The sequence below is a fragment of the Vibrio sp. R78045 genome, assembly GCF_042466085.1.
GTDB classification, from domain to species: Bacteria; Pseudomonadota; Gammaproteobacteria; order Enterobacterales; family Vibrionaceae; genus Vibrio; species Vibrio cyclitrophicus.
The window spans coordinates 169,832-182,771 of sequence record NZ_JAXHBS010000008.1 but is presented as its reverse complement, the minus strand read 5'-3'; the positions used below and the strand labels follow the sequence as shown (position 1 = coordinate 182,771).

Below are 12,940 nucleotides of genomic sequence, written 5' to 3'. Positions count from 1 at the left end.
ATTCTTAGAAATAACCTTGGCGCTTTTTCAGCTCCATCGAGCCCGACTGATCATGGTCAATCGCTCGACCTTGACGCTCACTAGAAGTAGCCACCAGCATCTCTTCAATAATGCCTGTTAACGTATTGGCTTCAGATTCAACCGCTCCAGTTAGTGGGTAGCAACCTAAAGTTCGGAAACGAACACTTTTCTCTTCAATCACTTCACCTTCTTGCAGCTCCATACGGTCATCATCAACCATGATCAGCATGCCATCACGCTCAACCACAGGGCGTTTGTCTGAAAGGTAAAGTGGAACAATATCAATGCTCTCTAAATAGATGTATTGCCAAATATCGAGCTCAGTCCAGTTTGATAGAGGGAATACACGAATGCTCTCGCCTTTATTTACTTGGCCGTTATAGGTATGCCAAAGCTCTGGGCGTTGGTTTTTTGGATCCCATGTGTGATTCTTGTCGCGGAAAGAGTAAACACGCTCTTTTGCTCGAGATTTTTCTTCATCACGACGTGCACCACCAAAAGCAGCATCGAATCCATACTTATTTAACGCCTGCTTAAGGCCTTGAGTTTTCATGATGTCAGTGTGTTTCGAAGAACCATGCACAAATGGGCTACATCCCATTTCAATACCTTCTGGGTTCTTATGGACTAAAAGGTCAAAGCCGTACTTTTTAGCCGTACGATCACGAAATTCAATCATCTCGCGAAATTTCCAATCGGTATCAACGTGTAACAGCGGGAATGGAATCTTACCTGGGTAAAACGCTTTGCGAGCTAAATGGAGCATCACAGAAGAATCTTTACCTATGGAGTACATCATCACTGGGTTATCAAACTCAGCCGCTACTTCACGGATAATATGAATACTTTCCGCTTCTAGCTGTTTTAAGTGGGTTAAACGTTCTTGGTCCATTTCAGTGCTTCCTTTAAGGCTCGCGTTACGAGCAATTCATTACTTGGCATACCAAGTAAGGGATTTAACTCATCCACTGGTGTGAATGGGAGTATTGGCACTAGAAGAAAACAGAAGCTTCGTATGAGCTATCCTTGCTATTCATCTGCCTGATACGTCCTTGATATAGGCATTATGACGAGCCTCTCATATTACTGGAAATTCTAAAATTTCATTTTTTATTCGAAAAGCTGATAAGGGATTGGATTTATCGATAAACAGATGAAATGAATGGACTAATATTATCGATATCATTTGTACATTGATGGACAGCTTTGAGAGGTATATTGCAGAACACCATAAAGTAATCGATCAAAGTCACGATTTAACATTCGTTGTAATCATTGTTTCATTCGATTTTGTTACATTACGCAACAAATTTTCTACTATCCACTTTGGAGCTACACAATGAAAGTTGCAATAAAACCTTTGTCATTGGCTGTACTTGCGGGTCTTGGTTTGACTCTAGCAGGCTGCACAACAACACCAGATACCGATGAAGTGATTAAACTACGTGTCGTAGAAACGACGGATATCCATACCAACCTAATGGATTACGACTACTACAAAGACAAGCCATCGAAGAAAATCGGCTTAGCACGTACTGCAACTCTAGTAAAAGAAGCTCAAAACGAAGTAACCAATAGCGTATTAGTTGATAACGGTGATTTACTGCAAGGTAGCCCAATGGGTGACTACATGGCAGACAAAGGCATCGTTGCTGGTGAGGTTCACCCTGCATATAAGGCAATGAACCAACTAAGCTACGACGCTGCAAACCTAGGTAACCACGAGTTCAACTACGGTCTTGAGTTCCTAGAAGAGTCTATCAACGACGCTGATTTCCCATACATCAGTGCTAACGTTTACGACGCAGAAACCAAAGAACACTACTTCACGCCTTACATCATCAAGACTCACACGTTTGAAGATACAGCAGGCGTAAAGCATGAAGTAAAAGTCGGCTACATCGGTTTTGTTCCACCACAAATCATGACGTGGGATAAGAAGAACCTAGAAGGCAAAGTGATCGCTCGCGATATCATTGAGACAGCTAACGAGTTAGTACCTCAAATGAAAGCGGAAGGCGCTGAAGTTATCGTTGCTATCCCTCACTCAGGCGTATCAACTGACCCGTACAAAAATGGTGAAGAAAACTCAACGTTCTACCTATCTGAAGTAGACGGCATTGATGCAATCGCATTCGGCCACTCTCACGCAGTATTCCCAGGTAAAGGTTTTGATGACATTCAAGGCATCGACAACGAAACGGGCACAATGAACGGCGTTGCGGCAGTAATGCCTGGTCGTTGGGGTAGCCACGTTGGTGTTATGGATCTAACACTTGCACAGAAAGACGGTAAGTGGGAAGTCGTTAAAGGCCAATCAGAAGCACGCCCTATCTACGACAAGATAGAAAAGAAATCACTTGCTGCTGCTGATGAAGGCATCGTAACAGCACTAGAAAAAGACCACGCAGGTACTCGTGAGTTTGTTAACCAACCGATTGGTAAAGCAGACGATGTGATGTACAGCTTCCTGTCTCTAGTACAAGACGATCCAACAGTTCAAATCGTTAACCTTGCACAGAAAGATTACGTTGAACAGTTCATCCAAGGTGACCCAGACCTAGATGGTACGCCAGTACTTTCAGCCGCTGCACCATTCAAAGCCGGTGGCCGTAAGAATGATCCAGCGAACTTCACTGAAGTTGAATCTGGTCAACTGACATTCCGTAACGCAGCTGACTTGTACCTCTACCCGAACACACTAGTTGCGATGAAGGTTACAGGTCACGAAGTAAAAGAGTGGCTTGAGTGTTCTGCTGGTCAGTTCAACCAAGTGGATGTTAACTCAACTGCACCACAACAGTTGATCGAGTGGGATAACTTCCGTACTTACAACTTCGATGTAATCGACGGTGTTGATTACCAAATCGACGTAACTCAACCTGCGAAATACGATGCAAACTGTAAAGTGGTTAACCCTGACTCACAGCGTATTGTTGGCCTAACTTACCAAGGTAAGCCAATCGACATGAAGCAAGACTTCCTGATCGCAACCAACAACTACCGTGCATACAGCGCTAAGTTCCCAGGCACAGGTGAAGACTTCATCGCATTTGATGCACCAGATGAGAACCGTACTGTTCTTGCAAACTACATATCTCGCGTAAGCAAAGAGCAAGGTCAAGTGAGCCCAAGCGCGGATAACAATTGGTCATTTGCGCCAATCAAAACGGATAACAAACTAGATATCCGCTTTGAAACATCTCCAAGCGACAAAGCAGCAGAGTTCATCAAAGAGAAGGGTCAATACCCGATGAAACGTGTTGCGACTGACGATGTTGGTTTTGCTGTTTACCAGATTGACCTAACTAAATAGATTGCTTAAGTAATCCATAGTTAACATTCTGAAAGGCTGAGTTTAACGACTCAGCCTTTTTCTTTTTCACATGGGATCCCCATATCCAACGCCCGGCTTTCAAATCCAAACTCTCGATACATCTACTTTAAAAACAACACATTATTCGCTTTCATTTCGCTTTAAGATCGACTTAAACAACGCATTTCAAACCACGGATGGAATCAAGCTCGCACAAAAAATCCTCAATCATCTGTAAGTTTTTCTCAGCTCCTCGTGTCTATTTAATTTACTACACTCAATGAATGACCAATAAGCCATTCATTTATAGGATAGATAGGACATTTGATGAGCACCGTCGAGAGTATCCAAGCATGGTTAAATACAGGAGAGGAATCGCTGCTATGGCTGATGCTTGGCATTATCGCGCTTTCTTATCTGCTTGAAGATCTGGCGATTGTTACGGCGGCAGGTATAGCGACTCAAGGTCTAATACTTCCTCAATATGCGCTGCTTGCCATTTTCATCGGCATTGCCACGGGTGATCTCGGTCTTTATTACTTAGGAAAGTCAGGACGTTACTTCCGAGGTGTGCGATATAAAGCTCTCACGAATAAGTACTTTCGTATGCTTCGTACCAAATTACGTCAAAACGCATTCAGCAGCCTTTTTGTTATCCGCTTTATTCCTGGGCTGCGTACCGTTGGTTTTACCCTGAGTGGCTTTTTCGCCATCCCTCTACCTACTTTCTTGTTTGCCGTGATCAGTGCCACTGCGCTCTGGACTGGCATTGTCTTCTCCGCCATCTACTATTTAGGGACATCAGCGTGGCTGCAAGCCTCTGAATATCAATGGATCGTCATTCCGTGTGCCATCGCTTTGCTGTTTATCGGCAATCGATTAATGAATAAAACCTACTCTAGAGGATTATCATGAGTTCACCGCAAGATATTCACATCATTCCCGCACATCAAATTAATGCAGGCATGCCTCTGCTTGAAAAAGATACCGTGCGTAGTGTCTCTCCTTATGAGTTTCTTCCAACTTGGTTTTTCTACACGCCAGTGGTGATTCAAAGCCTGATGCAAGGGTTACGGCACTTTGACTGGGCACTGCCGCTCATCGCCAATCCGAGTATCAAACTCAGTGGTATGGTCGGCGAGTCAAAACACGAGATATTAAGCCTTGCCGGATCTTCAAGTCAGCGTTGGATCTCTCCGTTTATCACCTTAACCAAAACGGATCTTAGCAGTAAGAAACAAGCTGAAGATGCGCGCAGCGCACTCATACAGTCGGATCTCGATTTCCCGATTGTGGCTAAACCGGATCTTGGTTGTCGAGGTGTTGGTGTTAAGCTGATCAACACACAAGATCAACTAGAACAGTATGTTGAATCTTTCCCAAATAATGCTCGCTTTCTATTGCAAGAAAAGGCGCCTTATCAAGCCGAAGCGGGTGTTTTCTATGTTCGCTACCCAAACAAAAAGCAAGGTGAGATCATCTCGATCACACTCAAATATTCACCGATGGTGGTGGGTGATGGCACCTCGACACTCAAACAGTTGATTGAGAATAGCCCGCGAGCTGGACAACTCAGTCACCTCTATCTGCCAAGGCATGAAGATAAATTGGATCAAGTGCTCGCAGAGGGCGAAGAGTTTCAACTCGCGTTCGCAGGCAGCCATAGTCGTGGTTGTATCTTTCGAGACGGTAATCAATACATCACTCAGGCTCTAACAGAACGTTTAGACGAGATATTCGATGATTTCGATGGCTTTCATTTTGGCAGACTCGACGTCAAATTTAAGGACATGCATAGCCTAATGAACGGCGAGGATTTCACTATCCTCGAGGTCAATGGTGCGAGTAGCGAAGCCGGACATATCTGGGATCGCAACACACCACTACGAGAGATATTTTCTACACTACTTCTGCAATACCGCATTCTTTTTGATATAGGTGCTCAACAGAAGCACCGAGGCCATAAGACTCCCTCTTTCAAGAGCTTATTTGCTGCGTGGCAAGAAGAGCGACGTCTTGTTCAACAATATCCGACCACCGATTAACTTTGTACGAGGACCATGAATGAACCCCATAGCCCAACCAAGCGCCCTCACTTCTTTCTCTCCAAGTATCACAGGAGCGGTAGAAATATTGAACCAGGGGCTAGAGTTTTTGTTAGCGATATCCGACAGCGACTACCTGACACGAGCAAAGCCGCACGTTACAAGCTCTATTGGTGAACATACTCGTCATACGCTCGATCTTTTTCACGCCTTGATCTTAAAAGAGAATGCAACCGTTGACTACAACACTCGCCGTCGTGGTCATCCCGTCGAGTACGAGCGCTCAATTGCAGTAAAAGAGATCCATTATGTGATCAACTGGCTTGAGCGATTAGACCGTCGGGATCTCGAAGCGCCTATCATGATCCAAACCGAAGTTTCAATGGATGCTCAAGTATTCGCAAGCCTACCTTCTACGCTAGAAAGAGAAGTCACCTTCGCCGCGCTGCATGCCAATCATCATTACGCGATGATCAAAGTGATCACCACCTTCCTAGACATTGACACCTGCAATACCTTTGGTTACGCCCCAACGACTAGCAGCTATCTGAGGGAACAATAATATGTGCTCAGTCTCTTGGCTACTTGAAGAAAATGGTTATCAGGTCTTTTTCAATCGTGATGAACAGAAAGCACGAGCACTGGCGATGCCGCCTAAACAATATCGAGTCAACGGTGTCGATATCATAATGCCACTCGACCCTACTGGCGGTGGTAGTTGGATAAGCATTAATGAGTTCGGGCTTTCTTTATGCCTACTCAATAACTATCAAGGCATAGTACCTGCTGGTCCTTTGGTCAGCCGCGGTTTATTACTTAAAAACCTATCATCGAGTCGTAACATCAGTAAGCTCTCTGAAGCATTTCATCAGCTAGACCTACACTCTTTTGCTCCTTTTACCTTGTTGGCTTTCGCCCCGAATTTAACTCAGAACAGTGGTTTGGTTATCGCCTACATGTGGGATGGTATTCAACAAAAAATCGTCGACACTGATTCTCCACTCTTCTCATCCGGTGTCGATTTAGAACGCGTGCAAGCTTATCGTAAAGCGAAATATGATCAGCTGATGGAAACCGGTAAGAATCAACAGAACTTACTGATGTTCCACTCTCATCATCACAGCGAACAACCTCATTTAGCAACCTGTATGCATCGTGAAGACGCACACACGGTGAGCTTTACTCATTTACGCAACCTACACGGCCAAGCTTCGATGTTTTATGCACCTGGCTCGCCTTGCGAACCCATTAAGCCATGTCGGATAAATCAACAGCGCTTTACCTTCGATTTATCACCCGTAATCAATCTATAGATGGAGTCTATCATGAGAAAACTATTAACCATGGTTCTGCTACTTGTTAGCCCGTACGTATTTGCCGCCGATGAAATCTACACCGGATTCTTTAGCAGCAAGGCACTCGATGGCTACGATACTGTCGCGTATTTCACTTCCGGTAAGCCCGTCGAAGGCAGTCAAAAATTCAGCACCGAGTACAAGGGTGCAGACTGGTATTTCTCTTCTGAAAAGAATTTGACTTTATTTGTTAATAATCCTGAAAAATATGCCCCTCAATATGGAGGCTATTGCGCTTGGGCTGTATCAGCCAAGAGCGACTTTGCACCTGGAGACCCTCATCAATGGACGATTGTTGATAACAAGCTTTACCTCAACTACGACCAGGAGATTAAGCAACGCTGGGAGCAAGACCAAGCACAACATATTCAACAAGCCGATAAAGTTTGGCCGAAACTGATCAAGTAAGGGAATAACGATGACATTCACTCCAACCAAGCATATCCCTGCGGCATTTATCGCGTTTGTGTTTATTCAGTCACTGTTTTTTAAGTTCACTGGCTCATACGAGACTGAACATATCTTTGGCACTCTCGCGACATGGTCTGGACTAAGTTGGTTCGGCTCGCTTGGCGGCTATTTAATTGGATTCGCGGAATTGATTGCTGCTATTTTGCTATTCACACGCTGGCATGGCCTTGGAGCCATCATGACAGTGGGAATTATGAGTGGCGCGATTTTCTTCCACCTGTTTACGCCACTCGGCATTCAAATGCCTGAGTTCAATACAGCGGGTGACATTGTCGGTTATGACGGCGGGTTATTGTTTGGTATGGCATGCCTAGTCTGGTTATGCGGTGCATTTTTAAGTGTGAAAGATTTCAAGAATCAAGACGGTTTCCTAAACAACTTTAGTCAATAAGGTAGCTTCATTATGATTGATAGTCCTTTTCGTTTACCACGTTACACACCTTTTGGTTTAGGTGAGTCTGTTGTCGAGTGGGCAACTGGGCTATCTAAGCTAGACAAACTCTATCAAGATAGACCGAACGAGTTATCTAGCTTTGAGTTTATGCATCACACTCTATCGGCACTCAATATCGACTATTCGGTTTCATCTGGAACCACAGAGAATATTCCAGAAGATGGGCCTGTGGTGATTGTGGCCAATCATCCTCTTGGCGCGATTGAAGGCGTGATCCTTGCTGATCTCGTAGGATCGGTAAGGAAAGATGTAAAGGTACTGGCGAATGAGTTGCTCAAGCGACTGCCTGAACTGGATGATCTTTTCATCGGAGTCGATGTCTTTAATAGCAAAGAATCGAAACGAACCAACGCCAAAGCGATTCGAGATGCCAATCGTCACTTAGCAGATGGTGGACTGCTGATTGTGTTCCCTGCGGGCGAAGTCTCGAGTTACCGCAAAGGGGCAAAGACACTGACAGACATCGAATGGAGCAAATCGGTAGCCAAATTCGTCAAACGTCATCAAGCCACTACGGTACCTATCTTTATCAATGGTAAAAACAGTGAGCTTTTCTATCAAGCTGGCCGTGTCCATCCACTATTAAGAACAGCTCTACTCGGCCGTGAACTCCTCAATAAGCAAGCGACCACGATCGCTATCTCTATTGGCTCTTCGATTCCATATTCAGAAATAAAATCGTTTGAACAAGAAATGGATATCGTCAACTACCTGCGACTCAATACCTACCTGATGAGTCAACAAGATAGCCCGAACACACCAATCCACGCGCCCTCTTTTGATACTCAAGTGATTGCTCCGATTCCACAAGAAGTCTTGGCAATAGAGATAAATTCACTCCCTGAAGAGATGAAACTGCTCGAGCAAGGTGACTTCGAGGTCTACTGCACGCCAAGCCAATCTATCCCTAACTTAATGCGCGAGATTGGTCGAGTCAGAGAAGAAAGCTTTAGAGAAGTCGGAGAAGGCAGCGGCCTTGCCTGTGATTTGGATGAGTATGACCTTTACTACCATCAACTGTTTGTGTGGAATAAAACTAAAGCAGAACTAGTCGGTGCGTATCGACTCGGTATGGTCGACAAGCTAATCGCTGAGCATGGGCTTGATAAACTCTACTCTCGTAGCCTGTTTAACTACAATCAAGAGTTCATTAACACCTTAGATAACAGTATTGAACTAGGACGCTCCGTAGTGAGTAAACCTTATCAAAAGAGTCTTAACTCACTGTTACTATTATGGAAAGGCATCGCGGCCTTTGTATATCACCACCCTCAATATACCCATTTATTTGGTCCGGTAAGTATCAGTAATGATTACAGCCACAATGCACGATTATTGATAGCGACCACCTTATCCATACATCATTACGATGAACAAAAGGCGAACCTGGTTTCTCCTTCGTCACCACTCAATACCAGTAATAATGTGTTCTGGCAGAATCACCTACTATCGTCATTGGCGAGTGTCCCTCTGCTTTCTAAAGTGTTGGCTCGTATGGAGCAAGGAAAAGGCCTACCAGTACTGCTTCGCCAATACCTGGGGATGAACGGTAAACTGGTGTGCTTTAACGTCGACCCATCGTTTAATGATGCTTTGGATGGCTTGATTGTCGTCAACCTCAAGAAGGTACCATTGAAAACTCTAGGCAAATATATGGGCCGAGAACTTGCTCAAGACTATCTAGAGCAGCATTCAAAGCGTTAGGTCATTAATACTGACCCTATATTGATATTCAAATTCTGTACCTCTCCCCAAATAAGTGCGATGATTTCGACACTTATTTGGGCTAGGTCACCTTCATGCACACGTCTTTTATCGAACAACTACAAAGCTTTGATTTCTCTGAAAATCAGATTGAATCTCTATTAGCCGTCGCAAAGCCCCTTGAGCTCCCAACAAGACACATTCTGATCAATCAAGGTGAGATGGCGAGTTCAATCTACTTTGTGCTTGAAGGCTTATGTCATGCTTGTTACCTCACTAATGACGGAAAACAATACAGTAAAGAATTCTACTGGGAACAAGACTGGATCATAGGCTTTGAGAGCTTGATAAAAAACCAAGCGTCCCCTTACCTATTAGAAACGCTCACACCCATCACCATGTTAGAACTGCCAATGAACGCCGTAATCGAGTGGCGAGCATCAAACAACCCTCTATACCTAAAGTTGTTAGAAACTCAGCTCATGCATAAAGAAAACAAAGAACGCTTTATGCTGCTCTATACTCCTGAACAACGTTATCAACTGTTCTGCGAACATTATCCTGATCTTGAACAGCGCTTGAACGACAATCAAATTGCCGCTTACCTAGGAATAACCGCCATCAGCCTTAGCAGAATTAAAAGTCGAATTAACAATAGTTAATGCCAACAATCATCGCGCATAGTACATTCAGAGCATCGATAATCTCTGGATGTAAACATGATCACTTGGCACTCAATTCCTTTTTCTGAACTCTCAACACAACAGCTGTATCAACTACTTAAATTAAGAGTCGATGTATTTGTGGTTGAGCAAACTTGTCCTTATCCAGAGCTCGACGGCAAAGATATACTCACAGGTGTTGAGCACCTACTTGGTTATTATAATAAAGAGTTAGTAGCGTGTGCACGCATACTCCCTCCTGGCACCACATACGATAACGTCAGTATCGGTCGTGTCGCGACCAAGCAATCAGCAAGAGGAAATGGCTTAGGGCACCAATTGATAAAAGAGGCATTGACTCGTTGTGAAGAAATTTGGCCAAACGCGACCATAGACATCGGTGCACAAGAACACCTAGAAAACTTCTATGCAAGCCATGGGTTCAATACGGTATCTGAGATGTATCTGGAAGATGATATTCCACATCTAGACATGAGATTAGAGAAATAATGTCGAATATCACTGTCGGTATTTTATTACTGATTGCAGGTAACTTGTTTGCCTCGTTTTCCGACGTAGCGGTAAAACTGTTGAATGGCGAAGTGCCGCCACTTCAGTATATTTTTTTCCGACAGTTGATATCTCTGATCATCATTACGCCTTTGTGGCTGCAGCAGAAAAAAGAAAAACGGCACTTAAAACAAGCTAAAATAACCTTCATACGAGGGCAGCTTATCTTAATCGGTAGTGGATGTATGGTTGTTGCAATCACTCACTTATCTTTGGCCACCGCTAATGCTGTATTTTATGTCGCGCCCTTATTGATGTTGCCTCTATCGATGTTTCTACTAAAAGAGCAACCAGCACTCGGTAAAGTTATCGCCACCACAATAGGCTTTATTGGTGCGCTGATTGTATTGAGACCTTCGCAATTTCATTGGGCAGCGCTGTTTGCTTTGGGGACAGCACTCACTCTCGCACTATTTAATGTACTCGTAAGAAAGCTTCCTAGTGAACAAACCGTCATCACAACACTGTGGTGGACAACGCTATTTTCCATTCCTGCATCATTGATACTGTGCTTTCTATACTGGCAACCCGTGTCTGTCGAGCACTTGGGATACATAGCCCTGAGTGCAACACTCATATTAAGCTATAACGGCTTTGCCGTTTCCGCTTACCAAAAAGCTCATTCCAACCAAATAGCATTAGCTGAATATTCAGGATTAGTCTTTGTCGCACTTATAGGTGCGCTATGGTTTAACGAGATTCCAGACACATTAACTTTTACCGGAATAATGCTCATTATCTTACCACTAGCACCTTTTAAGCGACCAAAAAAAAGAGCTAACGCTTAGCTCTTTTTATCACTGATCCATGTCTATGAAGTGCCTTAACTAACGGGTCAGAATCGCTCTATTTGCTTCGACCAAAACCACCGTCAGACAGTCTAAAGAACATTACCGAAGTATCACCCTTCTCTAGCTGAAGAATATCCAGTTGCCCAGTCTCAGCAAGTTTGAAACGAACGAGCTGACCCTTGCGGATCTGGCTTAGTGGCTTATCAGCACCTTCAATACGAACCAAGGCATTAAGATCAGACAATGGCAAATCATTATTTCGGAAAACCTGCGCTAGAGTATCTCCTTGTTTAACAAGGTACTCTTGCCAATTACTGGGTTCTGATGAATTGCTTTTGGCATTTTGCTGTTCGCTTAAACCAACGGTGTTTATCTCAAGCTCAACGCGCGATGTTATCGGAGCAGAATCCACTTTCGGTTCTGGTAGCGGCACAAAAAGTAAAATTAATACAATCGGCGAAATCACCATCAATAATCTCTGGTGCAGCTTTGGTAATGAACTCCAAGTTTCCGTTATCGAAGTCTTCATCTTTTTTATATCGATTGAGTTCAATTTCGCTTTTATCTGTTCCAGTCGAACCTTGAGCTCTGCTAAGTGGTCAACTTTTTGCTTTTTCTTTTGACGACGATTCATGCCACTGCGTCCTATATATTGAATCACTACAGTATAAAAACCAAAGTACCAACAGTATAGATCTTTCCGTCACAACGGAGAGCAAAGCGAGAAAATTGACATCCCTGTGATATCAGCACGGTAAAGCACAAGTGATCATAGGCTAGCCGTTTCTTCACGCTGCTAATACTGGTATTCTTACCCTTTTCGTACTGACAAAAAGAGTGACTTTTCATGTCTGAAGTAAAATTTGAAACTGTAGAGCAAAAAGCTAGCTACGGTATCGGTCTACAAATGGGCCAACAACTTGCTGGTTCTGGTCTTGAAGGCCTAAACGTTGACGCAATTGCTGCTGGTATCGCAACAGCTCTAGTTGGTGACATGCCAGCTATCGAAGTTGACGAAATCAACAACGCACTACAAGAACTACACACTCGTGGTGAAGCTGCACGTCAAGAACTAGCTAAAGCTGCTGCTGCAGATGGCGAAGCTTTTCTAGCTGACAACGCTCTTCGTTCAGAAGTAACAGTTCTTGAGTCTGGTCTTCAATACGAAGTACTAACTGAAGGTACTGGTGAAATCCCAACTGCAGACAAGCAAGTACGTGTTCACTACCATGGCGAACTAACTGACGGTACTGTTTTCGACAGCTCTGTATCTCGCGGTCAACCAGCTGAATTCCCAGTAACTGGCGTAATTCAAGGCTGGGTACAAGCTCTACAAATGATGCCTGTTGGCTCTAAGTGGAAGCTATACATCCCTCAAGATCTAGCATACGGTGAGCGTGGCGCAGGTGCTGCAATCCCACCATTTGCTGCTCTAGTATTTGAAGTAGAACTTCTAGCTATTCTTTAATTTTTATAAAAAGCCTCAGTGAAACAAATTACTATATAGGCAAATAAAATTAAAATAATCCAACGGCGATGTGACTACATCGC

14 protein-coding genes are annotated in these 12,940 nt (G+C 43.9%); 12 read left to right on the top strand and 2 right to left on the bottom strand.

What is annotated here, in order from left to right; genetic code table 11:
• Positions 1–4: 4 nt before the first annotated feature.
• A complete protein-coding gene (gene cysD / locus SJY39_RS03220; protein ID WP_226088532.1) occupies positions 5–949 on the bottom strand; it encodes a sulfate adenylyltransferase subunit CysD in 945 nt (314 codons plus the stop codon).
• Positions 950–1,360: 411 nt separating this feature from the next.
• Here cysD and SJY39_RS03215 point away from each other — a divergent pair, with 411 nt between their 5' ends.
• The 11 genes from SJY39_RS03215 (at position 1,361) to SJY39_RS03165 (ending at position 11,386) form a co-directional block, all read left to right on the top strand.
• Positions 1,361–3,337 carry a bifunctional 2',3'-cyclic-nucleotide 2'-phosphodiesterase/3'-nucleotidase gene (locus SJY39_RS03215; RefSeq protein ID WP_010435096.1) on the top strand — a complete coding sequence of 659 codons (1,977 nt, stop codon included), beginning with the start codon at positions 1,361–1,363 and terminating at the stop codon, positions 3,335–3,337.
• Between the two features lie 327 nt (positions 3,338–3,664).
• A complete protein-coding gene (locus SJY39_RS03210; protein ID WP_016793861.1) occupies positions 3,665–4,252 on the top strand; it encodes a DedA family protein in 588 nt (195 codons plus the stop codon).
• Positions 4,249–5,382 carry an ATP-grasp domain-containing protein gene (locus tag SJY39_RS03205; protein ID WP_016793862.1) on the top strand — a complete coding sequence of 378 codons (1,134 nt, stop codon included), beginning with the start codon at positions 4,249–4,251 and terminating at the stop codon, positions 5,380–5,382. The genes SJY39_RS03210 and SJY39_RS03205 overlap by 4 nt, the downstream gene beginning before the upstream one ends.
• Before the next feature lie 19 nt (positions 5,383–5,401).
• Positions 5,402–5,944, top strand: coding sequence for a hypothetical protein (locus SJY39_RS03200; protein ID WP_016768652.1), 543 nt, complete (start codon positions 5,402–5,404; stop codon positions 5,942–5,944).
• A gap of 1 nt (position 5,945) precedes the next feature.
• Entirely contained in the window at positions 5,946–6,695 is a 750-nt protein-coding gene (locus tag SJY39_RS03195) for an NRDE family protein (RefSeq protein WP_010435105.1), read from the top strand.
• Between the two features lie 12 nt (positions 6,696–6,707).
• Positions 6,708–7,145 carry a YHS domain-containing (seleno)protein gene (locus tag SJY39_RS03190; RefSeq protein WP_016768653.1) on the top strand — a complete coding sequence of 146 codons (438 nt, stop codon included), beginning with the start codon at positions 6,708–6,710 and terminating at the stop codon, positions 7,143–7,145.
• A 10-nt stretch (positions 7,146–7,155) separates the two neighbouring features.
• Positions 7,156–7,599: a hypothetical protein gene (locus SJY39_RS03185; protein WP_010435109.1), complete on the top strand. Its 444-nt coding sequence runs from the start codon at positions 7,156–7,158 to the stop codon at positions 7,597–7,599.
• Positions 7,600–7,611: 12 nt separating this feature from the next.
• A complete protein-coding gene (locus tag SJY39_RS03180) occupies positions 7,612–9,366 on the top strand; it encodes a lysophospholipid acyltransferase family protein (protein ID WP_016788483.1) in 1,755 nt (584 codons plus the stop codon).
• Between the two features lie 95 nt (positions 9,367–9,461).
• The gene (locus SJY39_RS03175; RefSeq protein WP_010435114.1) at positions 9,462–10,028 is read left to right on the top strand and encodes a Crp/Fnr family transcriptional regulator; all 567 of its coding nucleotides are present in this window, start codon (positions 9,462–9,464) and stop codon (positions 10,026–10,028) included.
• 57 nt (positions 10,029–10,085) lie between these two features.
• Entirely contained in the window at positions 10,086–10,538 is a 453-nt protein-coding gene (locus SJY39_RS03170) for a GNAT family N-acetyltransferase (protein ID WP_016793863.1), read from the top strand.
• On the top strand, positions 10,538–11,386 hold the full coding sequence (locus SJY39_RS03165; RefSeq protein ID WP_010435119.1) for a DMT family transporter: 849 nt from the start codon (positions 10,538–10,540) through the stop codon (positions 11,384–11,386). The genes SJY39_RS03170 and SJY39_RS03165 overlap by 1 nt, the downstream gene beginning before the upstream one ends.
• A 58-nt stretch (positions 11,387–11,444) precedes the next feature.
• On the opposite strand, the gene SJY39_RS03160 is transcribed toward SJY39_RS03165, so the two are convergent.
• Complete coding sequence (locus SJY39_RS03160; protein ID WP_010435121.1) at positions 11,445–12,023, bottom strand: LysM-like peptidoglycan-binding domain-containing protein; 579 nt, start codon at positions 12,021–12,023, stop codon at positions 11,445–11,447.
• 213 nt (positions 12,024–12,236) lie between these two features.
• Here SJY39_RS03160 and SJY39_RS03155 point away from each other — a divergent pair, with 213 nt between their 5' ends.
• Positions 12,237–12,857, top strand: coding sequence for an FKBP-type peptidyl-prolyl cis-trans isomerase (locus SJY39_RS03155; RefSeq protein WP_008220519.1), 621 nt, complete (start codon positions 12,237–12,239; stop codon positions 12,855–12,857).
• Positions 12,858–12,940 lie beyond the last annotated feature (83 nt).